This is a genomic window from Acinetobacter sp. ANC 4805 (assembly GCF_022549495.1).
Classification (GTDB): domain Bacteria; phylum Pseudomonadota; class Gammaproteobacteria; order Pseudomonadales; family Moraxellaceae; genus Acinetobacter.
In genome coordinates this window covers 80106-104499 of the sequence record NZ_JAKZGD010000013.1, presented here as the reverse complement: position 1 = coordinate 104499, position 24394 = coordinate 80106, and the positions used below count along the sequence as shown (strand labels likewise).

Below are 24394 nucleotides of genomic sequence, written 5' to 3'. Positions count from 1 at the left end.
TCGTTTGAATTCCTTATCATTAAATCGTGTTAAATTTTCATATCTCATCTGATCAGTATAAAACATTTCTTACTTTCGCAAGAGATCTATTATTTTTAGATTTAATGAATATAATTATGAGTTGATTTTTAAACAAGGACGAAAAGAAGTTGCAAAACTTGATATAGGAAATAGTTTAGATATTGTAAAAATTTCAAACTTTTTGAAAGAAAATAAAATAAATAATCTTGATGATGTAAAAGTAAAACTCAAGCGCGAAGAAACTAGTAGATTAACTAAAGACTTAAAAGAACTTTTAGATTTTTATACAGAATATGAGGGATATAATTATTTTCTAAAAAATGGAAAATGGTTTAAGTTTAATCAAACATTTATGGATTATTTAAAAAGATCATTGGTAGGGATTGAAATGGTTCGCAGTGATGATCTAATTGAGAAAGAATATTTAGATTGGAAATCACAAAAAGAAAAAGAAATAGCTGATGACACTGGTTCTGATAAGTTAAAATATCGTGAATATTACTTTAATAAAAAAATGAGCGATGTTAATGGATATGAGTTGTTAGATCGTCAATTGGAAATAATACGATCATTAGATCCAGATGGTAAAAAATATAAAATAGAAGTAGCTGATTTGCTTAAGGATGAGGAAATAATTTCTGTGAAAATTCCAAGTACTACTCAGGATTTAATTTATAATATTGAGCAATCAAAAAGCTCACTCGAGTTAATTAAACAAAATATAATTTCACTTCATTGTGAATTAAAAGCAGTGGCATTATGGATTGTTTATGAGAAATCTATTTCATCTATCATTGAAATAAATTCTATTCAATTTTTGTTAGCTCTTGATTCATGGAAAAAACGTGTAGAGTTTTTTGGCTTAAAACCTAGAATATATATTTCTAGACATATTAAATAGTGGAATTAATTAAAAGCCCCTACAACGTAGAGGCTCTTTCTTATTTAAGAACTAAATCTTAAGACACTTTATCGCCAGCTTTAGCACCAGATTCAGGTGAAATCACCCACACACCTTCGCCATTACCCGCTGCAAGTACCATACCATTAGAAATACCAAAACGCATTTTACGAGGTGCAAGGTTAGCAACCATCACCACCAATTTGCCTTTTAAGTCTTCTGGTTGATAATACTCACGAATACCACTAAACACATTGCGTGGTTCAACTTCACCTACATTTAAAGTGAGTTGAAGTAATTTATCAGAACCTTCTACAGTTGAAGCTTCTAAAACTTCAGCTACACGTAGGTCAACTTTCATAAAGTCTTCAATACCAATTATTTCAGCTTCACCTACTTTTGGTTCAGGCTTCTTCTCGGCTTTCTTCTCTTTTTTCTTTTCTACTTTTGGCGCTTCTGCCGCAGCGGCTAAAGAATCTTTCGATGCATCTACCATTGCTGCAACTGCTTTAGGATCAACACGCTGCATAAGTGGTTGGAATTGAGCAATTTCATGTGCAACTAAGATTTGCTGACGTGATGCAAAATCAAAGCTTTCAAGTTGTAAGAAAGTCTGAACTTGAGTCGCAAGTGTTGGAAGAACAGGAGCCAAGTAAATCGCAAGTTGACGGAATAAGTTAATACCGACTGAGCAAACATCATGAACTTGTTGCTCTTGACCTTCTTGCTTCGCAAGTGCCCACGGTTTTTTCTCATCAATATATTGATTCGCTTTATCCGCAAGTGCCATGATTTCACGAACAGCAGCAGAGAATTCACGTGATTCATAAGCTTGAGCAATCGAATCACCTGCATCAATAAAGCTTTGAACCAATTCAGGCTCAGCACAAGTGTTGGAAAGCGTATTATTGAAATTGCTGTTAATGAATTTTGCACAACGGCTGGCAATATTCACGACTTTACCAACAAGGTCAGAATTCACTTTTTGAACAAAGTCATCCAAATTCAAATCTGAATCTTCAACTTTGTCAGAAAGCTTAGAAGCAAAGTAATAACGTAAATATTCAGGATTCAAGTGCTGTAAATAAGTTTCAGCTTTAATGAATGTACCGCGAGACTTCGACATCTTCTGACCATTCACGGTTAAGAAACCATTCACGAATAAACCTGATGGGGTACGGTAGTTAGCACCTTCAAGCATTGCAGGCCAGAACAGCGCGTGGAAATAAACGATGTCTTTACCAATGAAGTGATAAACCTCTTTATCGCTATCTTTTTTCCAGAAGTCATCAAAGCTTAAATCAGGACGTTTGGTTTTGATGTAGTTTTCAAAACTCGACATATAACCAATCGGTGCATCGACCCAAACATAGAAATATTTGTTTGGTGCATCTGGAATTTCAAAACCGAAATAAGGTGCATCACGCGAAATATCCCAATCGGATAAACCTGCTTCAAACCATTCATCTAGCTTATTGGCGATCGAAACGGGTAAACGACCTTGATCACGCGTCCATTTCTGTAAGTATTCTGAGAAATTCGGAAGTTTAAAGAAATAGTGATCTGATGATTTCTCAACAGGTGTTGCACCACTTAAGGTTGAACGTGGATTTTCTAATTCTGTTGCATTATAAGTTGTACCACAGACTTCACAGGCATCGCCGTATTGATCTTCTGATTTACATTTCGGGCATGTGCCTTTAATGAAACGGTCAGACAGGAACATGCCTTTTTCAGGATCAAAAAGCTGATTTACAGGGCGAATTGCAATATTGCCTGCTTCACGGTTCTTAATATAAATTTCTTCTGAACGCGCTTTGTTTTCGTCACTATTGGTTGAATCATAGTGATCGAAATGTACGCCAAAACCATCAAAATCACGAATGTGTTCTTTCTGAACATTGGCGATTTGTGCTTCAGGGCTGATGCCATTAGCTTCGGCACGTAACATGATCGCTGTACCATGAGCATCATCCGCACATACGTAAGTCACGTCATGACCCATTGCACGCATCGCACGAACCCAAATATCTGCTTGGATATAACCGAGTAAGTGACCCATATGGATAGGACCATTGGCATAAGGAAGGGCATTGGTGACTAAAATTTTACGCACGGATATTGTTCTCTCATTCGTATTTACAAGGCAGATGATTTTACATGACTTAAGAGCGACTTGCACAAGGGAATCGGTGAAATCTTTTTAGCCTGATGGGGAATTATTATTTTCAAACTTCATACAAGCTTCACTTTGGCTTCAACCAAAACACATTTCATTTGTTAATAATAAGTACAATTTCAAAAATAAAGGAATAGAAATGAGGTCTTGGTCTTTAGTCTGTGCATCGTTCTCAGCCAGTTTAGTCTCTGTTTTTAGTTTTGTGATTCCATTCTGTTTGTTCTTAAATTTTCGACAGAATCATCTTATTCATGTGGTCAGTGATGGGATGGAAGTCATGATGTATCTGACCCCAATCCTGATTGTTTTGGCTTTTATCTTTTACTTGATTGTTTTAGTAGTATTGAAATTACCCATGCAGATTTTTGATTTATTGCAGTTTTTAAAAATAAGCCTTGTCATTTTAATTGCTTGGACATTCCTCGTTGCAATGATTCTATTCGAAGATCAGGTGAATCAGATTGATTTCTCAGCTTTAAAGATCGGTATTGTGATGTATTTCATCATGCTACCGATTCTGGCCTTAGGATGTATGAGTGCGAATAGTTGCTATTTTCTGATGTGTAAAAAGCAGTATGTTTGAATTATTCCTAAAAATTATTATTTAAAATTTCACTCAAGCTTCACTTTGGCTTCAATCAAAACACATCGCTGTTCTTGAAAATAGGGTCAAGATTAATTGTTGAGATGATAAGCGTGTTAGAACAAATACACCATTTTTTGAATATTTTTTTAAACTGATTCTTTATATCATGGCTTCTATGCTATTTGGGGTTGTTATTTTCGCTCTTATATTTTTGATCAGGAATGGTCAAACTCGAGATGAGACTAACGAGACGCGCTTGATTGAGAGTCATTCATACGATCAAGAAGTGTTTCCATATTTATTGGATTCTATCTTTTTTTATAAACGAATGCATGTAGGGGATAACGGAAATTGGGTTGTTGTTTATCCTTTAGATACGGCGACGAAACATGAATTTTTAATCAGATATCAACTCGATATAGCGGCTAAAAACAAATTTTTAGCTAAATACCGAGCACAGATAAGTCCTGATAAAACACAAAATATTGAATGTATCCAACCTACGCTAAAAAAACGTTGGAGATCATGGCATTCAAATATTCATTATGTGCAACCAAGTGAATGGGCAAAAGGTCATGATGACTATAAAGTTCATGATTCATTTATTGTGTATGGTTCTGAAAAACATATTAAAATAGTCGAGAAATCATGTGCAGATGCTAAGTTTAAAGTACTTGCTGATCCTGAAAAATTTCCGCATCGCTATTGGGCAATTTCTGAAAAGGAAAATTTACTCTTTAGCGTGTACGATATAAATTAAATGATTCGTCTTTCTTGTATTGGGTTTTCACTATTCAAGAGAATACCCAATATCTATCTTTAAAACTGTTTTACTGTAATGCTTTGCTTAGAGTTCTTTCTTAAAGAGATGATTTTTCCTTTAGACAAGAAATGAATGTGATAGCTCTTTAAGCTGTTGGTTTTTGGGTCAACTGTGATTTCGGCAAAAAGTGGCGTTTGCCAAAGTTCATCACTTCCTAAAGTTCCCAACCAAGCTTGAGCTTTAATTACAGTGGTAAATTCATCTTTAACTTGTAAGTCGCTAATGCTCATTTCGCTGCACCAATGAACAGTTTTCGGAAATTCAACTTTTGAAAATTTCCAACAGATCGAAAGTGCTAGGCTTGATGCAATTCCAGCATAATCATTTTTTTCATGATGAATAGCAGGAAGGAGTTGCTCTGCTAAATCACCTTCAAAAGAATCAATCATGTTCTGGATTCTTTTCTTGCTTGAAAGGATATAGTTCAAACGTTTTTCTTGGGCTTGAAGTTCATTTTGGATGTCTAAGAGTTCATTTTCATTCATATATAAAGCTTTATAAATAAGGTATGGATTCTGATAGCGCAAAAGTATATCTGAACTATTTCTGTATATTGTGAATAGTTTTTAATGAATGACTAATGGTTTTAAAAATGATCGAAACAGCACGACTGACTTTAAGGCAATGGTTGCCCGAAGATTATTCTTATTTCGCCCAAATGAGTACAAATCCCCAAGTGATGCAATATTTCCCTAAATTACTGACCCGAACCGAAAGTGATGCTTTTATTGATAAAGTTAGAGCGATCATTGAGTTACAAGGTTGGGGCTTTTGGGCAGTTGAATTAAAGTCAAATCATCAATTTATTGGTTTTGTTGGCTTACATTCGCAGCCGACACAGTTTTCATTTTCGCCTTGCGTTGAAATTGGTTGGCGTTTAGATCAGGTTTATTGGGGGAAAGGATATGCAACAGAAGCTGCTCAAGCAGTTTTACACCTTGCTTTTAGACGGCTAAAGCTTCAAAAGGTCGTATCATTTACGACTTTGGAAAATTCAAAGTCAGAATGATTGATGCGGAAAATAGGTATGCGAAAAGTGAACGAATTTCAACATCCTGCTTTAGCAAAAGATCATCCACTCAGTTGGCATGTACTTTACGAAATATTAGAAACGAATTTTGTTGAGTAAATGAGAGGTCATTCATTTATATGATTTTTATGGCTGAAAGTTAAAAGCTTTATCAATCCGCAAACATTTTAATCAGACTGTATCCCATTTGTTTCAATTTGCAGAAATTTCGCCAATTTTGAGAATAACCCTGTATAAATAAAGTAGAAAAAGCATCTATCTTTCACAACATAACAATGAGGAATAATACGATGATTAACGATAAAATTGATCAATTAAAAGATTTGGTCGCTAAAGACCTTGCGCAAACTAAAGCTGATTTACAGCAAGCGAAAGATAAAGTCAGCGAGCTTGGAAATGAAATTAAACAAAAAGGTCAGGAAACTGTCGAAGATGTAAAAAACTTTGCAGCAAAAGATCTTGAGCAAACTAAAGCAGATTTGCAACAAGCAAAAGAAAAAGCCAATGAACTGAAACAGAAAGGTGAACAGGCTTTTGATGAAGTCAAAACCAGTGTTGCTGAAAAACACAGTGAAAGTAAAGCTGCATTGGCTGCCAAGACTGATGAAATCAAAGATAAATTGGCTGAGACACAACAATCAGCGAAAGAGAAAATTGAGCATTTAAAAGATGAAGCAAGCAACAAGCTTGATGATGCAAAAGCAAAAGCGACCGAATTAAAAGAAGAAGCTGCTGCAAAGTTTGAGGATATTAAGGTTCAAGCGAGTAGTAAATTGGACGAGTTAAAAAAAGCAGCAACGGATACATTTAACAAATTCAAAGGTTGATTTTTGAATTCGTTTTAACAATTCACGCTTATATTGAGAGAAGAAAATTGCTATAAAAATGAGTAATTATCTTCTCTGATATGAGCGTCGTATCTTCAATACTGATAAACTAGCCAAATTCAGTGATATGTTGATCATCTGTTTTTGGAGTAAATAAAATGTCGTGGCTTTCTTCCTTAAAATCTGTTTTTTCACCAGCACAAGAAGTGAAGGAAGACGAGATTCAAACCGTTTTACAAAATTATGTACTGCCACACTCTGAAAATGGTTTGAAAGATCGTATCAGTCAAGTCAATGTGCAAGGTCGAATTTTACAACTCACGATCAATACGTTCCCTCAAGAAAAAGACCATTTACAACAGATTCACGATGAACTCGCTGAAGCTCTGGAAAAATGCGGTATCCAAGAGTTAAATTTACATATTATTCAACAAAAACATGCAGCGCATGGTGAAGCAGGTCATAGCTGTTCATCTAAACCCAAAGCTGAAAATAGCAATTTACCCCCAGTGATGGATGCATCGCCTAAAGCTGAAGTTGACCCCAATAATCCACCTATTCAAAAAGCTGCGCCACAACAACGTGATGTTGCTGCACACCCTCGTATTCAGAATGTAATTTTGGTGTCGTCAGGTAAAGGTGGCGTTGGTAAATCAACGACAACAGTGAACCTTGCACTTGCTTTACAACAACTTGGTTTAAAGGTTGGTGTTTTAGACGCAGATATTTATGGACCCAGTATTCCAACGATGTTGGGTAATGCAGGCCGTACGCCACAAATTGAAAATGAAAATTTTGTACCTTTAGATGCCTATGGTATGGCGGTACTTTCAATTGGGCATTTAATTGGTGCGCACAATACACCTGTTGCTTGGCGTGGGCCGAAAGCAACGGGTGCTTTGATGCAACTGTTTAATCAAACCTTATGGCCAGATTTAGATGTATTAGTGATTGATATGCCACCAGGTACAGGCGATATTCAATTGACTTTGGCGCAGCGTATTCCTGTGACAGGTGCAGTGATCGTGACGACACCTCAAAATGTTGCACTCATGGATGCTGTAAAAGGAATTGAGCTTTTTAATAGAGTGAATATTCCTGTGTTGGGTGTCATTGAAAATATGTCGACACATATTTGTTCTAATTGTGGTTATGAAGAACAGATTTTTGGTATTGGTGGTGGAGATCAATTGTCTGAGCAATACGATATTCCACTTTTGGGACGTCTACCTTTGGATGCGAAGATTCGTGAGCATGCGGATAATGGAAAACCGAGTGTGATTGCTCAAGATGCAGCGGCAGAAAGTTATCTCAATATTGCCCAAGCTGTGTTGCAACAAATGGGTAAGCTGCCAAAACGTCAACGAGATGAAAATCGTATTTTCTAACTCTAAATGCAAAAGCCTCTAAATAAATTTTAGAGGCTTTTATTAATTTCGTGATTTGAGAGCTGAGCTTGTTTTCTTTTTTTCCACGCGTTCACCACGCTCCAGCGCCAAAGTAAATGTGTAATTAAATAAAAGCTAATCGCAAATAATACCGCTTCAATGACAAGTCCTGACACTAAAATCTTTGCAAGACTAAAATCAATATGACCATGCCCCAAATTTTTAAGCCAATTCAATATTTGATGTAGAACACCCAATAACATGTCTGTATTGATCATATTTACATGATAAATTTTAGTGCCAAACCAAAAGCCTAAGTAAAGAATTGGAACGACAGTTAGGGGATTGGTTAACCATGCCATACATAGTCCAATCGGTAAGTTCACTTCAAACCATAACACCGTCAGAATAATAAATAGGCTATGAAAGGGTACAGGTAATATGCCCCAAAATGTTCCAATAAACATGGCTTTAGCGATCGAACGACGGTTCACATACCAAAGCAAAGGATTTAAGGTACGTTCACCAAAAATTCTCATAAATTTTAGACGAGCGACTTTCTCTGATGAAGGCAGCCACTTATTAAAAAATTTCTTAGGCATAAGCGAAGAAGCACATTGAAAGAAAAAGTGAACGAATGTATATAAAATAACATTATTTACTTATTGAAAACTTAAAATAGCACCAAAGTTTATTTCGGCTCAAAATAGAATATTGCAAATACGTTACATTTCTTCTATTTAAGCCCCTATATTTTGCACTATGACTCTAGAGTAGAATGGGCTTGTAATTGATAAACTATAGAGAAAACATTTGCTTAAATATTCTTTGGTCATAAGTGTTTACAGTTAATTTTTTGCTATCAATACACAATTAGATTAATCTGAGAGTATCTTTTAGTGAGGTCATTCGATGATTTCATGGTTCTTTATTGGTTTAGTCATAACCATTCTGCTGACTCCTGGTCCAACAAATACCTTACTGGCATCTTCTGGTATTCAGGTTGGATTGCGTAAGTCTCTGTTACTGATTCCAGCAGAAGCGATTGGTTATATTCTTGCAATTAGTGCTTGGGGAATGCTGATTGGTAAAGTTTCAGCAACGCTACCTTTGCTACCCACATTTTTGAAATTATTAAGTGCAGGCTATATTGTTTTCCTTGCAATTAAACTATGGCGTACAGCAAACCAAGAAGTTGTTTTAAATCAACCTACAATTCGCCCTAGAGAATTGCTATGTGCAACATTATTAAATCCTAAAGCATTATTATTTGCTTCAGCAATTTTTCCAACAGCAGCATGGAAAAGTCAAGAAATATACATTGTTCATATGAGTAGTTTTGTGGGAATGATTCTTCCGATTGCTTTATTTTGGATTTCTGTCGGTGCAGTATTAGCAACTAATAAAGTCAAATGGTTATCTCAGGCTAAACTACAACGAACAGCATCTGTTGTACTTGTCAGCTTTGCTATTCCGATCAGCTATTCAGCTTTGATTAATTTATAACTATAGCCTTGTTGGCTCAAGATCATTTTGCTAGCAGGGTGCTGTTGTTTCTATTCATGTCATTTTGGGTTAAAGTACTCGTCAATCATTAACTTAGATTTTGGATAAAAGTCATGGCAATAAAATCTGATCGTTGGATTCGTGAAATGAGCGAAAAACACGGCATGATTGAACCTTATGCAGAAAATCAAGTCCGTTTTGATGAAAACGGGGAAAAATTGATTTCTTATGGGGTATCTAGCTATGGCTATGATGTTCGTTGTGCACGTGAATTTAAAGTTTTTACCAATGTTCACTCTGCAATTGTTGATCCGAAAAATTTTGATGATAAAAGCTTTATTGATATTGAATCAGATGTTTGTATTATTCCACCTAACTCGTTTGCTCTAGCACGTACCATTGAATACTTCCGCATTCCTCGTAATGTCCTAACGGTATGTTTGGGTAAATCAACCTATGCACGTTGTGGCATTATTGTGAATGTGACGCCATTAGAACCAGAATGGGAAGGTCATGTCACACTTGAATTTTCGAATACAACAAATTTACCAGCGCGTATCTATGCTGGTGAAGGCGTAGCACAAATGCTATTTTTTGAAAGTGATGAAGTGTGTGAAACCTCTTATAAAGATCGTGGTGGTAAATATCAAGGACAAACTGGCGTTACTTTACCAAGAACATAATTTTTATCTTACATTTTGCAACAATCATAATAAATTTTGATTGTTGCAATGCAAATTATGTATTTAAAATTAACAATATAATATTCATAGATATATTTAAAAAAAAATTGTGCTAGAAATTTGATTCATTCATCGGAAAATAATCCATTTACCTAATATATTTTGCATTTGTGTAAATAATCGGCATAATAAAGAATGAATTTATGTGGGTAAAATTACCTACGTTTGAGTGATGTTTGGATAGCAGTTTCTCGTTTAGGGAATCACTCAAAAGGAAGTTAGAAAAATAACGATGGTGCGGAGCATCGCGTAATGGGAAGGTCAAGATGACTACACTTCATACGGTATCATTTCAAAAAACTGTATTAGCAACTTTGATTGGTTTATGCTTAAGTCAATCAGTTTTTGCATTGCAGGAATTATCTGATGATGGTTTAAGTGAAACCACAGGTGAGGGGATTGCATTACTCCCCCAAGATACTTATATGATTTTCCGTGGCGCAGGTGCTAACGAAGCTACGCCTTTAGCTGGAACTGATGGAATTGCAGGCAATGCGGATGATCGTTTAAATGATACGGGTTATATTCGTTATATTCCTGTTGGTCCATTAACTTCAGAAGCAAGTACAGCTGGCGCTGGTAAAGCCGATTTATTCCTATATGGCTTGGCTGTTTCTAAATCAGATAATAATACCAATACTAGAATAGCAAGTACGGCTGCGAATGCAAGCATCAAAAGTTGGGGAACAGCAAGTAACCCTTGGTTGTTAAAAGCAAGTACTGCTTATAATGTGCCTGATTTTTATGTAAGTGGTACAAATGGCGGTACATCAAAAAGTTCGGTGACCTATCTCTCTGTAGAAGCACCTCTTTATAATGAAAATATTGCAGCATTGACGTCTGATACAGGCTTAGATGCTTATAAACTCAAATTAGGTTTATGGGCTGATGCTTTTGTGCGAGATCCAAGTAAAATTGAAGGGGATGCCAATCAATTCTGTTTGAATGGTTGTACGCGCAATACAAGTTCAGTCAATACAACCCAAATTCCACGTGAAAATCGTTTACGTTTACAAGCGATTTGGAATAATTTTAGTGTAAATGGTAGTAACCTTCAGCTCTTTCAAACTTTAGGCGGAGTTGGATTATCTGGTGATACTGGTATAAATAATGGAATGAGTAAATTCTATAATAATACATTAGGTGCTTCTGGAATATTGCGTTTTAATAGTGGTGATGCAGCGAATGTAAAAGCAACCTATAATGCGGGTGTGTCTTCAAGAACATATAATACCGATCGAAATGCAACAGCTGGATCGGCTGGTTGGTCGAGTACAGATGTATGGAATACGTATGCCAATACCAGTATTTTGGGCGGAGATAATGGTTCTGCTGGTGGCTGTAATGCAGGTGGTGTGCAATTTGGTTCGGTGGCTTGTCAATTCCGTTATAGAGATCGAGCTGTTAAAGACACAGTTTCTGGCGCATCATGGACTGCACCAGATCCAAATGGAAGTAATGTTTTACGATTGAGTACAAGAGAAACTACAAATACTGGTTTATTGTCAACACCTGCTTTGGGTGGTGGAAATGCGCCAACTTTCGCTGCTGATGATGGTATTTTTATTTATAACCCAAATATAAACTTGGTCTTAGGTTCGCTTTATCAACCTGTTGTTTTTGGTTCCGATGGGAAGAATTTTAGTTTAGAAATAGCTCGGATTCCAAATAAACAAGAAATTTATACCAAAATTTATACTCGCTATGCAGGTGATACGGGCGATGCAGGTGTAACTTACTATGGCTCAACCTGTAATGTTTACCAATGTGGTAGTTCAACTGTTGCAGGGTATCAGGGTGGATCAGCTCTGAATGATTATTCATCTACAGCTTTAGCCGGTAAAAAACTTGCAACACATAGTAGTATTAGTTTTGGTACGGTGAAGAGTAATGATGGCGGGCAAACTCTAGTTGCGGATAGTAGTGTTGAAGCATTGGGGATATTTTTTGGAACACCACAAAATAGAACAAATATTTCAGGGACTCAGATTTTCAAAGAAGCTCAATATCAACAACGTCAGCAACGTGTTGATACCAGTTATATTGTGACAGATCGTTATAGACTCACGGTTTCTAATGGTGCTGGTGGGTTTGGCGGCGGTGGAACAGCGACTAGAGCCGATCCATATGGTCAAGCTTCAATTTCTTGTAATTATACTTGGATTAGTGGTTGTTCATCGTCTACAGATCGTTGGTATAACACTTCTGGTAATCATGTTGATTGGGTTTATTTAACCAACGTTGATGCCAGTGGCAATAAAATTTTCGGTAATGATGATGGTACTTATGCTCGTTATTGTACTAATACTACAACAGACTGTTTAACTTGGTATAACGGAGCAGCATTGGGTACTGGTGGTACAGGAAACGGTTATCCTGCGACTGTTACCAATGTGAATCAGATTGTGGGGAATAGCATGGCTAACCCTGGCAGTGGTCAGCGTGGTGCCGATGACTGTTGGCCTGGTGAATCTGGTGGTGCATGTAATGGTAGTTCTGGTAGTACCACAACAGGTGGGTTATATGGATTGTCTCGTTTAAGTGCGGTAAATAATGGTGGGAGTTCTAATACACCAACGCCAACACATGTAAATAATACAAACTGGACGTATGGAACACGTGCAAATGCACCTTGGTTTAGAGTTGCGGGTGGACAGGCAGCTGTCGCATATGGTTCTGGTTTAGGATCTTCAACTGCTATCTCTTCTGATATTGTGCCAACGGCTGTGACAGGTGGTGTGAATCCATCGGCATTAAATAACTTTGGTTCAGCTGTGATTGACGGTTTATTAATACAGCATTTAAAAATTACAACGAAGGGATTATAAGACAGGAGTCATTATGTTTAATTTTAATGTTTTGGGCTTTAGTATTGTTACTGTTTTAGTTAGTCAAGGGCTATACGCATCTTCAATGGTTGATTTGACTGACGATGAGTTATCAAAAGTACAGGGTCAAGCATTGATGAGTCTGTCTTATATTTCACCTGTCGATACTAAGAACTTGGAATCGAACCGTTCAGGAAGTAGCAAAGATATTGGTTTCTATAAATTAGGTATGGAAGCTGAAATTGAATTAAATGCCAATATTAAAAGATTGCAATTAGGTTGTGGTGGTGTGAATGGTATTGGCGATTGTGATATTGATATTGAGAATTTAAGTCTAAGTGGTTTAAAAGTAGATAGTAATGGTAAGCCTGTTGCTATGACGAATGAAGAGCGAGCTGCTTCTTCGGCAAAAATAACCAATCCATTTATTGAATTTGCAGTTAAAAATCCTGAGTCTGCTTCTATGCGTCAAGTTGTTGGATTCCGTTTAAGTGCGGAGAAAGCGATAGGTTTATTAACCGCAGGTACAGAGAACTCAAGTTCTCCCAATGGTATTAATACCATTTCAGGCTATATGAAAGTTCAATCCGATAGTTCAGGAATTATTAAGGGATATGCAACGACAGCCGCTACCAGAGATAATTTGTATGGTACCTATTTAAATCCAAATGATTTGGTGATTACAGGTGCTTTAACTGCATTAGGTTTGAATGGTGCTGACTTTAAAACCTCTGCTGGTGGTTTTAATATCCCACAGATTAATAATAACTACTTTGAAATTCCTGCAATTTTGGTGAATGAAACTCGAGCAAAATCTAAAGTTTTATCAGCTCCAGTAAAGGTTCCAAATATCTATGTAGGTGGACCTGGTGATGCAAACTACCCTGTGAATGGGTCTGTGCAATATAACTCAAGTGGTCCACACGATTCTACTTATCAAGAGCCGACAGGGATTTATACACAGGGCGGTCGAGTTGAAGCAACGGTAACAAGATGTTATGGAATTTCCTGTCTTATTGCTCAGGAGGGAGATGTTTTCCAAAATGTGTATATGAATGGACAAATTTCAAACATCACTGCAAATTTAAATTTAAATCAGTCTTTAGGCTTAATTCATAATTTACCAATTAACTCACCGTTTTCTTTGTCTTTACAGCAGCAAGCATTACAGTGGCCAGGGGCGAAATCGGATGATGTAGCGCAGAAAGGATGGTGGATGTCATTTGCTGACCCTGTGAATATTGGTTATGTAATTCCGCAAGATCCAATTGATATTTCTCCACTTTTTCCACAAATTGCGAGTTCTGTTTCTTATTACCTACGTCGTGGTGGTGGCAATGAAGCAAATACCAGTGATCTTGGAGGTTTATTAGGGTCGGGAGATTTAACGGTGAATATCGGTAATATTGACTTAAAAGATAGTGCTTTAAATTTAAATATTAGTAACCTTAAATTAACCAACCAAAATTTCTCATTCAACTGTTGGGGTGGGTTAAACGCTTGTTGATGTCTATTTTCGGGAAGGAAATCGTAGATTACTAAGTAATAGCTGTTTTGGGATGCTATAAATTAAAGGATATTATAATGAAGAAAATGATGGTTTTGCTCTTATTCAGTACAAGTATTGCTCATGCTGAATTAAAAACTTTAGACAGTCAGGCTCTAAGAGAAGTTGAAGGCCAGGCTGGAGCGGATTTGTCATTAAAATTTTCATTAAATCATACGAGTACTTATCAATTTGATGATGGTGTTGGTGGTGCTTGCGATAAAACAGCGAACGGTAATACTGGTTTAGGTTTTTGTCATTTAGGTATTTCGGTGAATAAGCGGTTTGTTAATAGTCGTGTTCAAGGGGGGAATACTTTTTGGGATGTACCTGAAAGTGATCCAACTGCTGGAAATCCTGCTCGAAAATTATGGTTAGTTTTTAAAGGCATTCAAGGTACTGTCGATATTCAAAAATTAGGATTAGACGGTGTTGATTTAGTTTATAAAAATGATGGCGGTCTTGATCAAATTAAACCTGCTATTCAACTGAGTCTTGATGCAAGCTTACCAATTTTAGTGAGAAATTTTGGTTACAACGCACTTGCGATTGAACAAGATGACTTTACAAGTTATATCGATGCAAGTGGTAAAGTAGTTGAAGGGACACCGAGTACGCCACCAACTAGTGGATATGGATATTTAAAAGCAACAACATATGATGCAACTACTGCCCCTAATTCTTTATATGATCAAGGGAAAGAAACAGGATTTGTTGGAATGCGGATGAATGGTAATCTTGCCTTACAAGGTAAAATTATGATGTTTGGTTGTGATAGTAGTCACCCACGTTGCTAGAGATGATTAAGATATCAAAGGATTGAAGTGATGAAAAAAAATAATCAAAATCACAAGATGGTATGGTTTGCGCTAAATACATTAGCAACAAGTATGCTTCTGATTAATTCTGCATATGCCCTACAAAGTTTAGATGATAGTGCATTGCGTAGTGTCAATGGTCAAGATGGTGTCTATATTTCAACATCTTATGATGAAGTGAATGTTGATAAATTCTATTGGCAAGATAATGCAGGAATAGGTAGTTCAAGCAGAACAAACAATAATTTACAAGCGACTGCTGAGAATTTTAAAATTCAGTCGACCAATGCGAATGTTTCAAGTTTACCTGTTGCGAATCGAACTCCTGGTACTGATTATAAAATTAATATCGGAAGTGGACTTGGTGCTGATGCAGGTAAAACAGGTTTAGACTTGGCAATCTCTACAAATCCATCTTTAATTACAATTGATAAATTTCAAATTTGTGATACTGAGTCAACACAACGTTGTAGTGCTCCGATTGGAAATATGGCAATCCAAACGAGTTCAGTGATTGATATCAGCTTTAAGACCCGTGATGGATTATTTAGCAAAGATAAGCAAGCAATATTAGATTTAGGGCTGAAAAATGCAAATATCTATTTAGGGCAAAAAGATGTCAATAATGAGTTAAACCAATTAATATTTAAAAACTTTAATTTTAACTTTTTAGGTAAAGGCGTCATGTTTGTTGATGCCGTTGGTGGTTTTAGATTGCAAACGAATGCTGATGGCGTAGGTAAGGCAACGATTGCATATAATTCAAATGGCACAATAAACTTAGCATCGAGTACTCAACCAGATGCAACACATGGCTATGTTGATTTTAGAAGAACCACGGATTCTGCTTCTAGTAATTTAAGAAATACTGGGAGTTATGGTAATGGTATTGTCGGTGCTGGTGGTGATACGACAAATGCTGGTTTGAACCTAGAGATTTTATTAAATAAAAATGTAAATCAAAGTTCACCTTATGCACTTGATAATACGAATAGCCCGAGTAATGCTAAGGGGTTAATACGTGTAGGTGCAAGTGGTCGAATGGTTAATGGCTATTTACAGTTACGTGGTTTAAATACAACCAATAAAAATAACCCAGATTATACTGGGGTCAATTACGGTAAATCAGATCAAAGTAATATTGTTGGTAAAACGAATAATTTGAGTACTGATTTATCTATAGCTGCAAATAATCCGATTACCACAACATCTGGCAATAATATTATGGGAAGCACAGGTATTGCTTTCCGTATGGCTGCAGAATTTACAAAAGATAATGACCCAATGCTTGGAGCTGACGGTCAAGCAACAACCTTAGAAATTGGAAGTGCTGGCTTAAATACTTATGGCTTTGAATTTGGGAATTTAACAGGTTTGGTATCAACTGATCGAGGTTCATTCGACAGTGGTAATATTTATATTAACCTTGCTGATACTCGAACAGTCTTATTACCTGCAAATAAGTTATTTCAAACGAGTCGATTTGGTAATGGTAGTTTTCTAACCAATAATAATGACTACATTCAATATATTTATATAGATACTCCAAATGGTATTGGTGCAAATCAAAACCCTTATAGTTTATTAGTTGCAGTTCGTGGTGCTGAGTTCCAAGCAATTTCTCGACGTGGTCGTTTTACCAATAGTGCTCGAACAAATGATGCGACTGGTGCAGCAGTTCCAAATATTGCAGAGCATAATGGGACGAATGAATGGGGGCTTGCATTACCGTTCTATAACCTGAATGCCAATATGGCAATTTTTGGTACTAATGTTGATGCTTCAACAGCTTATGCATATACATCTGATTATAAAGGCTACAATAAATCAAGTACAAATAAGGTTGTTGTAGGTTCTGGTCTAACGCCACGTTTAGGTTTTTCAATGGCGATGAGCACAGAGGGGGTAAGCTCTGATGGTAGCAAAACGACATCTATTATGGTTATTGATGGTAAAAAAATAGGTGCGAATAATCAGCCTGTTGATTACTATATGGGACTACGTAATATTGACTTGTTGTTAAAAGGAACGGGTAATATTGGTGTAGAAAAAGGCAGTCTGAATGTTAGTTTAAAAGATTTGTTAATTGTGGCTGCTGCGCAAGTGGCTGCTGGTTATTTACCAGGAACAACATATCAAAGTTGTGTAGCATCGATTTCGAATGCTGGATGTAGTGCAACCCCAGCAAATAATAAAGTAGCATTGAATAACTTTGCGACTTCGAATGATGTGTTATTCGGTATAAAACTACGTGCTGGTGGTAGCATGGACTTTTCACTTATTCCGAATAGCGAATATCAGTCAGATGGTACGGGTAGTAGTTTGAATATTGTTGGTGATTTTACCTTAGATCCAAAACAAGGGAATACCATTCAAATTAGTGATCCTCTTGATGGTTCTACAATTGGTTTAGATAATTTAACGGGTAAAATGGCATTTAATAATGCAATTGTTATTGCGCCAAAAGCCAATCAAAATGGTGCTGAAGGGATGGTTAGCTTCAACTCATCATTTACATTTAACCCAGATCGAACAACCGATGGCGTATTTCGTGCCAGAGATATAAATCTGTATCCACCGAATACTGGTGCAGGTGCTCGTTTGGGAGAGTTAGCAATCACTGGTGGTCGCTTAACGAGTCAATTTGGTATTATGCCGCGTAATTAATATGTGCTTCATCTGTTTGGTCTAAAAAGAGTTGAATAGATGATTAGCTATGTTAATCTACTGAATATATTTTAAACATTTGTCTACGGATTAGGGCAATGAAAAAAAATAAAAAGCTAGGATGTCTATCTTTATTGCTATTAAGTCCATGTACTATGGCGATGCAACCTATGGATGACCAAAGTCTTGCTACAATGACTGGGCAGGATGGTTTGACTATTCAAGCGCAGGCAAATGTTGAATTCAAACAACTTTCTATGATAGATAATGATGGTTTATCTTATGGAAGTGGCTCTACTTTATATACATCTCCAGACTATACGAAACGAGCAGGTTTAGTGATTGCAGGGCAAACATCTTCTAGCCCTATTAGAATTGTCGGCTTGAATGGTTCTACTGAGACGATTCTTGGTCTTCAAGCTGTAATTGATTCAGATGCTGGAACAGTCGCCAATAAAGGTGCTTTCACAAATATTGCTTTATCTTTTAATAATAATATTACAGGTATTCGTATTTCTCCTTTCTCGGTATATACAGCGAGTGAAAATACGCTTTCTGATATTGTGAGTAATGTATATACAAGAGGAACAATTTTTGATTCTGCAACATTAAAACCTAAAAGTGGTTTAGTCAAAGAATTACTTCGAGTAGGTGGTGCGAGTGGGATTGATATTGCTTTTGCTGCAAATAAACCCACAATGAATATCCAGCTTGGTGCAGCATCACAAGGGCATATGGTTATGTTTGGTGGTGCAATTAATTCTATTTGTGGTACTGGTTCAGGTTGTAATATCGTCGTAGTTTCTGATTATGATGTGAGTAACAATCCTTATGGCGTAAGTTTTGATTTTCAATTCACTGGTTATAATGGTGCTGCATTTGGGCTTACTGGTTTTTATGCAGGAATTGAAGGGAAAAATGGTACAGATACTGGTGGTTTAGTTTTTGGAAATGTTGGAACTTCAGATAAATTTAACTTAAGTTTAAATAACTTGATGATTGGGCAAGCAGGAAGTTCTTCAACAGTATATCCATCAGCTACCTTTAATGGATTACCTAATGCTTCTATTGGAAGTATGGGAGCTATAGGAACATCAGTGACGAATCTAAAAATGAAAGTGAGTGGGATGTAATCTGCTATAAACTGATAAATAGGGAGTTAAACTCCCTATTTTTATTTTAGGTATTGAAGAATAAGTTCGAGTTGTTTTTCTCTTTTTACTTTAGTCCAAAGCTCCTGAGCCTCAGGATAGGCTTTCGTCATCATTCCCAGCCATTGTTTATAACGACCAATCATTCCAATTTCAGTTTTAAATTGACCACTTAAAAACCGTTGTTGGAGTTCAACTAAATCTTGCCAAGAAAGGATTGAATTATCATTATTTTCACGAATACACAAGGTTAAATCTGGTGTAGTCACCGCACCACGACCAATCATAATATCTTGACAGTTTGATTGTTGTAGACATGCCTTAGCATCAGCATTATTCCAAATCTCACCATTCGCAATCACATTGATTTTTAATGCTTCGGTAATCGGTTGAATTTTTTCCCAATATGCAGGTGGAGTATAACCATCTGCTTTGGTACGCGCATGTACGGTAAGCCAATTTGCGCCAGCATCTTCTATCGCATGTGCATTATCTAAAGTGTGGTTTTCATCCAAATAACCCAAACGCATTTTTGCTGAAACAGGAATATGACTAGGAACAGCGTCACGAACTGCTTTGACCAATTGATGTACTGTTTCAGGCTCATCAAGCAATACAGAACCACCACGATGACGATTCACTGTTTTGGCAGGACAACCGAAATTAAGATCAATCGCTGGAGCGCCAAGCTCGACTACTTTAGCTGCATTTGCTGCTAACATTTCTGGGTTATTACCAAGAAATTGAACATGAACTGGTGTGCCAGCCGCGGTCTTTCCCTCATTTTTTAATTCAGGACAAAAACTGTAGTAAATGTGGTCGGGAAGAATGCTGTCAGTAATACGGATAAACTCAGTGACACACCAATCAAAACTGCCAACATGAGTGAGCACATCACGCATAATTGGATCAGTTAAGCCTTCCATTGGAGCGAGCACAAGTTTCACGATGATTATTACCTAATGAAGCGAATACTGCGTTATACGCATTTTCATATAGGCTGTCTACTAATGTTGGAAAAGTGTTTAAACAGATTTAATTGAAAAATTAACCCATAAGTTGTCATCATCAAAATTTTCAACAAAAAGTTTAATTTTTTGTTGAGGGTACATATTTGATGCACCTAGAACAGATTTACAATCTTTGTAGTCAATGAAACCAAAAAATTCTTCATTATATTGAACGTTACTCCTTGAGGATAAAAACAAACAATTTCGGTTTCGATCATTTCCCCGATTTTGAATTTGTTTTTTAATTCGTTCCACCGCTTTAAATATTTAGATATCGACTGATCCCAGAAATTTAAAAATTCTTCTTTTTTTATTGGAGTCAACATATCTAAGCTTTCGGAGAAATTATCTTCGGGTAAGAAGAAATTAGTTTGCTCTATGCTTAAATTTGTATTTATACATTCTGATGAGTTAACAAATATCGACCTTAAACAATAATATTCCTGATCAAATTCATATAAAGTTATCTCCCCATCTGTATCTATATATTTGTAATATGAATACAAAGTTATTCCTCAAATGGCTGAGTAGTATTGTTTAACGTCCCAAAATCATTTCTAAAACAAACTTACTCCCGATAAAACCAATTGCGAGCAAGATAAAACCTGTAATGGTAAAGCGAATCGCTTTACGTCCGCGCCAACCAAACTTGTAATGTCCAATTAGTAGTGCGCCATATAAGAACCATGAAATAATACTAAAGGCAGTTTTGTGAGCAAGGTGTTGTGCGAAGAAGTTATCAATGGTAAAGAAACCAAAGAGCAGGGCTGCGGTAAGTAGACCAAAACCTGTAATAATTAAATCAAAAAGTACTGATTCCATGACCTGAAATGGAGGAAGTAAATTCACCCAAATACGTCGTTTTTGCTTCTTTTTTAATTCACGATCTTGGAACCAAAGTAATACGGCATGAATCGTTGCCATTAACAGCACTGCATAAGAAGATAATGACAGAATAATATGTAAGTCTAAGCCCAAGCTATGTTGTTCAATCACTTGGTTTGGTTGGCTAAAGCCATAGCCTAAAATTAAGCCAAATGCAGCGACAGGTGTTCCAATTAAATTTAAAGGCAAAATAGGGCGAATTAAGCTCAAGATGAGGCTAAGTGCTAACATGAGTCCTGAAGTAAAGGACATCAGGTTAAATACGTCATAATTGATGCCGATTGGTGTCATCATATCTTGATAGAGTACGGTGCTATGTAACACCAACCCTAAAGTAATTAAAAGACCATAACACCAAAGATTTGGAGTACGTTTTGACATCAAACGTATAAACAAATACCAAAAAGAACTGGTATAGGCTACAAGTGCCAAAATTGTGTAAACCAAGGGGAGACTGATCATGTCAAACCTTTTTCAGGGGGTTGAATAATATTCACTATATAAGATGTAAATTCGCTTCGAACTACAGTATCCTATAGCATCTTACGCATAAATTTTCTATTTTAAGAAAGATTTTTTTGCAACTAGCCATTTTAAGCGGATTTCGCAATGTTTGATACCTTAACAGAACGACTCACACAGAGTTTAAGAAATGTTACTGGCTCAGGGCAGCTGACCGAAGACAATATTAAAGATACCTTACGTGAAGTACGTATGGCACTTCTTGAAGCCGATGTGGCATTACCTGTAACTCGTGAATTCATCGCGAAGGTTAAGGAAGAAGCCCTTGGGCAGGAAGTGATGACTCAGCTTTCTCCTGGTCAGGCATTTGTAAAAATTGTCTATGATGAACTCACCAAAATGATGGGTGAGGCAAATGAGACTCTAGATTTAAGTGCAAAGCCACCTGTCGTGGTTTTACTTGCAGGTTTGCAAGGTGCGGGTAAAACAACAACGGCCGCAAAATTAGCGCGTTTTTTGAAAGAGCGCCAAAAGAAAAAAGTGATGACTGTTTCTGCTGACGTATATCGTCCAGCGGCAATTAAACAGTTAGAAACAGTATCCAATGAAGTGGGTGTTGGTTTCATTGCTTCAGAAGCCACTGAAAAGCCAATTGATATTGTTAATCGTGCGATTGAACAAGCCAAAATCCAGTTTGCTGATGTTTTGATTGTCGATACCGCAGGTCGTCTCCATGTCGATGAAGACATGATGGATGAAATTAAAGAATTACACGCTGCTGTTAAGCCAACTGAAACCTTGTTTGTCGTTGATGCAATGACAGGTCAGGATGCTGCCAATACAGCAAAAGCGTTTAATGATGCTTTAGCGTTGACAGGCGTCATTCTGACCAAGACTGATGGTGATGCACGTGGTGGTGCAGCACTTTCTGTTCGTGCGATCACAGGTAAACCAATCAAGTTCTTGGGTATCGGTGAGAAGTTAGATGCATTAGAGCCATTCCATCCAGATCGTGTTGCGCAACGTATCTTAGGTATGGGTGACGTACTTTCTTTAGTCGAAGAAGTTGAACGCAAAATCGACAAAGAAAAAGCCGAAAAAATGGCGAAGAAATTGCAGAAAGGCGGAACCTTCAACTTTGAAGATATGCTGATGCAATTTGAGCAAATGAGCAAGATGGGCGGTATGATGGGCTTCTTGGATAAGTTGCCTGGCATGAGTAATTCGGGTATCCAAGATGCAATTGCACAAGCGAATCCTGAAAAGCAAGTGAAAAAAATGGAAGCGATTATTCAATCGATGACCATTAAAGAACGCCGTAACCCAGATTTGATGAATCCAAGCCGTAAAAAACGTATTGCTGCGGGTTGTGGGATGGACGTTGCTGAAGTGAATAAATTAATTAAGCAACAAGCTCAAATGGCGAAAATGATGAAGAAATTTGCGAATCCATCTGGAATGAGCAAAATGTTGAAGTCATTAGGTAATATGCAAAAACAATTTGGTGGCGGTAACATGGGGCCTTTATTTGGTAGTAATGAACCAAAGAAATAACCTAAAGCTATCTAGAAAAGGCGCAAATTGCGCCTTTTTTGTTAAATTTTTCTTGTGCATCTAAGTATAAATTTAATACAGAAAATCAATATAAAAATAAATTAATAAGGAGGATAATGATATTAAGTATATGTTTTATATCTATAAAGTGTTATATATGTCACATAATTTGAACGGTAAAGTATTTATTTTGCATTGTGAGAATGCGGATCCTGAGCAACATTGGTATTTATGGTTAGAGCAACAATTAAAATCTGAAGGAATTGCAGCTGAACGTATATTCCTTGCGGACTCGAATCATCCAGAAGCTGAAATTTGGCAAACTTGTTTAGAAACACAACTACAAGATTTAAATGAACAGAGTATTGTTGTTGCCCATGGACTGTCTTGTATTGCTGCGGCTCACTTTCTAGCAAAGCATCTGCAACAAACTCAATTGAAAGCATGCTTATTTATTGCGGCTTTTAATGAGCCTATACCTAAATTTTCTGAATATGATGAATTTATTCAGCATTCAAATTTTATGAGTGGCGTAATACGAGCTAATGTTAAAAGACGTCTCGTTTTCTTTTCTACGAATGATCCTATTGTCCCAGTGCCTTTGACTTTTAAATTTTCAAATTTACTGAATGCCCAACTGATTGAAGCTGTTCAGGCAGGGCATTTCCGTACTGAAGATGGATATACAATGTTTCCTCAGCTGTTTAAGATACTTCAAACTTTAGTTAAAGCTGAATTGAGCTGAACATAATTTTTTAATCCTTTCAGCAGTAAGTCAGGTTCAACTTGAGGTTGATAATGGCTGAGAAATTTAGCAAATAAATCAGCATCACCGCCTGTCAAAATTAGACTTTTGGGTGATTGTTGCATAATCTGATCAATGGTACTGATTAGACCAAGTAAAATACCATGATGTACCGCATCGACGGTGTTGTGCCCAGGTTTTAAATTATCAAAAGCTGAATCTGGAATTTTAATGCCCTTGGTATTTTGAATCAGGGAATCACGTTGTAGATATAGATTTGGCAGGATATAGCCACCTAAATGTTGTAAACCTTCGACTAAATCAATAGTTAGGGCTGTACCACAACCAATCACACAAAAGTTTTCATTGGGTTTTGCCATAGCTAACACTTGTAACCAACGATCAATCCCAAGTTGACTCGGTACAGCATAACCACAGTGCAGTCCTGCATATTCGGCATGTACCTTGGCAAAGATAATTGGAATTTCCAAAATATCTAGAATCATTTGAATACGTTGGTTGTTCTCAGCATCTAAAACAGATGAGATCCCCACCTGACTTAAATGCTGATGGCGGAAATGCTGAATCAAGCCCAGTAATAAATCGGCTGGAGACTGTAAGTGTAATTCAGCAGCATGCTCAATCACATGATCATGTTCAGTGATCCAGTATTTTAAGCGAGTATTGCCAATATCTAGCCATAAACTTTTCATCGGATGGTCAT

The 24394-nt window shown here is 36.7% G+C and carries 20 protein-coding genes and 1 pseudogene; 15 read left to right on the top strand and 6 right to left on the bottom strand.

What is annotated here, in order from left to right; all coding sequences use genetic code 11:
• The first annotated feature begins 121 nt into the window (after positions 1-121).
• The gene (locus MMP60_RS15345) at positions 122-922 is read left to right on the top strand and encodes a DUF6119 family protein (protein WP_241337204.1); all 801 of its coding nucleotides are present in this window, start codon (positions 122-124) and stop codon (positions 920-922) included.
• Positions 923-980: 58 nt separating this feature from the next.
• On the opposite strand, the gene metG is transcribed toward MMP60_RS15345, so the two are convergent.
• Complete coding sequence (gene metG, locus MMP60_RS15340) at positions 981-3038, bottom strand: methionine--tRNA ligase (RefSeq protein ID WP_241337203.1); 2058 nt, start codon at positions 3036-3038, stop codon at positions 981-983.
• 202 nt (positions 3039-3240) lie between these two features.
• Here metG and MMP60_RS15335 point away from each other — a divergent pair, with 202 nt between their 5' ends.
• Together MMP60_RS15335 and MMP60_RS15330 are read left to right on the top strand one after the other, a co-directional pair.
• On the top strand, positions 3241-3684 hold the full coding sequence (locus MMP60_RS15335; protein WP_241337202.1) for a hypothetical protein: 444 nt from the start codon (positions 3241-3243) through the stop codon (positions 3682-3684).
• 169 nt (positions 3685-3853) lie between these two features.
• Positions 3854-4447: a hypothetical protein gene (locus MMP60_RS15330; protein ID WP_241337201.1), complete on the top strand. Its 594-nt coding sequence runs from the start codon at positions 3854-3856 to the stop codon at positions 4445-4447.
• A 59-nt stretch (positions 4448-4506) separates the two neighbouring features.
• Here MMP60_RS15330 and MMP60_RS15325 read toward each other — a convergent pair whose 3' ends face one another.
• Positions 4507-4995, bottom strand: a complete 489-nt coding sequence (locus tag MMP60_RS15325; RefSeq protein ID WP_241337200.1) for a hypothetical protein — start codon at positions 4993-4995, stop codon at positions 4507-4509.
• A gap of 107 nt (positions 4996-5102) precedes the next feature.
• Between MMP60_RS15325 and MMP60_RS15320 the strand changes: the two are divergent.
• The 3 genes and pseudogenes from MMP60_RS15320 (at position 5103) to apbC (ending at position 7755) form a co-directional block, all read left to right on the top strand.
• A pseudogene (locus MMP60_RS15320) lies at positions 5103-5639 on the top strand (GNAT family N-acetyltransferase).
• 191 nt (positions 5640-5830) lie between these two features.
• Positions 5831-6367, top strand: coding sequence for a hypothetical protein (locus MMP60_RS15315; RefSeq protein ID WP_241337199.1), 537 nt, complete (start codon positions 5831-5833; stop codon positions 6365-6367).
• Between the two features lie 158 nt (positions 6368-6525).
• Positions 6526-7755: an iron-sulfur cluster carrier protein ApbC gene (apbC, locus tag MMP60_RS15310; RefSeq protein WP_241337198.1), complete on the top strand. Its 1230-nt coding sequence runs from the start codon at positions 6526-6528 to the stop codon at positions 7753-7755.
• A 29-nt stretch (positions 7756-7784) separates the two neighbouring features.
• Here the strand turns inward: apbC and MMP60_RS15305 are convergent, their stop codons facing one another.
• A complete protein-coding gene (locus MMP60_RS15305) occupies positions 7785-8357 on the bottom strand; it encodes a DUF2062 domain-containing protein (RefSeq protein WP_241337197.1) in 573 nt (190 codons plus the stop codon).
• Between the two features lie 310 nt (positions 8358-8667).
• Between MMP60_RS15305 and MMP60_RS15300 the strand changes: the two genes are divergently transcribed.
• The 7 genes from MMP60_RS15300 (at position 8668) to MMP60_RS15270 (ending at position 18996) form a co-directional block, all read left to right on the top strand.
• Entirely contained in the window at positions 8668-9261 is a 594-nt protein-coding gene (locus MMP60_RS15300) for a LysE family transporter (RefSeq protein WP_241337196.1), read from the top strand.
• Positions 9262-9374: 113 nt separating this feature from the next.
• Positions 9375-9944 carry a dCTP deaminase gene (gene dcd, locus MMP60_RS15295; RefSeq protein ID WP_241337195.1) on the top strand — a complete coding sequence of 190 codons (570 nt, stop codon included), beginning with the start codon at positions 9375-9377 and terminating at the stop codon, positions 9942-9944.
• A 326-nt stretch (positions 9945-10270) separates the two neighbouring features.
• On the top strand, positions 10271-12832 hold the full coding sequence (locus MMP60_RS15290; protein ID WP_241337194.1) for a hypothetical protein: 2562 nt from the start codon (positions 10271-10273) through the stop codon (positions 12830-12832).
• Between the two features lie 13 nt (positions 12833-12845).
• Positions 12846-14339, top strand: a complete 1494-nt coding sequence (locus MMP60_RS15285; protein WP_241337193.1) for a hypothetical protein — start codon at positions 12846-12848, stop codon at positions 14337-14339.
• Positions 14340-14416: 77 nt separating this feature from the next.
• Positions 14417-15175: a hypothetical protein gene (locus tag MMP60_RS15280; protein ID WP_241337192.1), complete on the top strand. Its 759-nt coding sequence runs from the start codon at positions 14417-14419 to the stop codon at positions 15173-15175.
• 30 nt (positions 15176-15205) lie between these two features.
• Positions 15206-17863, top strand: coding sequence for a DUF6160 family protein (locus MMP60_RS15275; protein WP_241337191.1), 2658 nt, complete (start codon positions 15206-15208; stop codon positions 17861-17863).
• Between the two features lie 98 nt (positions 17864-17961).
• Positions 17962-18996 (top strand): DUF6160 family protein, encoded by a 1035-nt coding sequence (locus MMP60_RS15270; protein WP_241337190.1) that lies wholly within the window; start codon positions 17962-17964, stop codon positions 18994-18996.
• Positions 18997-19037: 41 nt separating this feature from the next.
• Here the strand turns inward: MMP60_RS15270 and MMP60_RS15265 are convergent, their stop codons facing one another.
• Positions 19038-19961: a tRNA-dihydrouridine synthase gene (locus MMP60_RS15265; RefSeq protein WP_241337189.1), complete on the bottom strand. Its 924-nt coding sequence runs from the start codon at positions 19959-19961 to the stop codon at positions 19038-19040.
• A gap of 600 nt (positions 19962-20561) precedes the next feature.
• A complete protein-coding gene (ccsA, locus tag MMP60_RS15260; RefSeq protein WP_241337188.1) occupies positions 20562-21371 on the bottom strand; it encodes a cytochrome c biogenesis protein CcsA in 810 nt (269 codons plus the stop codon).
• A 147-nt stretch (positions 21372-21518) separates the two neighbouring features.
• On the opposite strand from ccsA, the gene ffh reads away from it, so the two are divergent.
• Entirely contained in the window at positions 21519-22925 is a 1407-nt protein-coding gene (gene ffh / locus MMP60_RS15255) for a signal recognition particle protein (RefSeq protein WP_241337187.1), read from the top strand.
• Positions 22926-23082: 157 nt separating this feature from the next.
• On the top strand, positions 23083-23670 hold the full coding sequence (locus tag MMP60_RS15250; RefSeq protein ID WP_241337186.1) for an alpha/beta hydrolase: 588 nt from the start codon (positions 23083-23085) through the stop codon (positions 23668-23670).
• Here MMP60_RS15250 and MMP60_RS15245 read toward each other — a convergent pair.
• On the bottom strand, positions 23640-24383 hold the full coding sequence (locus MMP60_RS15245) for a pantothenate kinase (protein ID WP_241337185.1): 744 nt from the start codon (positions 24381-24383) through the stop codon (positions 23640-23642). The genes MMP60_RS15250 and MMP60_RS15245 overlap by 31 nt on opposite strands.
• Positions 24384-24394 lie beyond the last annotated feature (11 nt).

Excerpts from the sequence above, each read along its gene's own strand:
- MMP60_RS15335 (WP_241337202.1), top strand. The coding sequence starts at position 3,241 with ATGAGGTCTTGGTCTTTAGTCTGTGCATCGTTCTCAGCCAGTTTAGTC.
- MMP60_RS15330 (WP_241337201.1), top strand. The coding sequence starts at position 3,854 with ATGGCTTCTATGCTATTTGGGGTTGTTATTTTCGCTCTTATATTTTTG.
- MMP60_RS15325 (WP_241337200.1), bottom strand. The coding sequence starts at position 4,995 with ATGAATGAAAATGAACTCTTAGACATCCAAAATGAACTTCAAGCCCAA.
- MMP60_RS15315 (WP_241337199.1), top strand. The coding sequence starts at position 5,831 with ATGATTAACGATAAAATTGATCAATTAAAAGATTTGGTCGCTAAAGAC.
- apbC (WP_241337198.1), top strand. The coding sequence starts at position 6,526 with ATGTCGTGGCTTTCTTCCTTAAAATCTGTTTTTTCACCAGCACAAGAA.
- MMP60_RS15305 (WP_241337197.1), bottom strand. The coding sequence starts at position 8,357 with ATGCCTAAGAAATTTTTTAATAAGTGGCTGCCTTCATCAGAGAAAGTC.
- MMP60_RS15300 (WP_241337196.1), top strand. The coding sequence starts at position 8,668 with ATGATTTCATGGTTCTTTATTGGTTTAGTCATAACCATTCTGCTGACT.
- dcd (WP_241337195.1), top strand. The coding sequence starts at position 9,375 with ATGGCAATAAAATCTGATCGTTGGATTCGTGAAATGAGCGAAAAACAC.
- MMP60_RS15290 (WP_241337194.1), top strand. The coding sequence starts at position 10,271 with ATGACTACACTTCATACGGTATCATTTCAAAAAACTGTATTAGCAACT.
- MMP60_RS15285 (WP_241337193.1), top strand. The coding sequence starts at position 12,846 with ATGTTTAATTTTAATGTTTTGGGCTTTAGTATTGTTACTGTTTTAGTT.
- MMP60_RS15280 (WP_241337192.1), top strand. The coding sequence starts at position 14,417 with ATGAAGAAAATGATGGTTTTGCTCTTATTCAGTACAAGTATTGCTCAT.
- MMP60_RS15275 (WP_241337191.1), top strand. The coding sequence starts at position 15,206 with ATGAAAAAAAATAATCAAAATCACAAGATGGTATGGTTTGCGCTAAAT.
- MMP60_RS15270 (WP_241337190.1), top strand. The coding sequence starts at position 17,962 with ATGAAAAAAAATAAAAAGCTAGGATGTCTATCTTTATTGCTATTAAGT.
- ccsA (WP_241337188.1), bottom strand. The coding sequence starts at position 21,371 with ATGATCAGTCTCCCCTTGGTTTACACAATTTTGGCACTTGTAGCCTAT.
- ffh (WP_241337187.1), top strand. The coding sequence starts at position 21,519 with ATGTTTGATACCTTAACAGAACGACTCACACAGAGTTTAAGAAATGTT.
- MMP60_RS15250 (WP_241337186.1), top strand. The coding sequence starts at position 23,083 with ATGTCACATAATTTGAACGGTAAAGTATTTATTTTGCATTGTGAGAAT.
- MMP60_RS15245 (WP_241337185.1), bottom strand. The coding sequence starts at position 24,383 with ATGAAAAGTTTATGGCTAGATATTGGCAATACTCGCTTAAAATACTGG.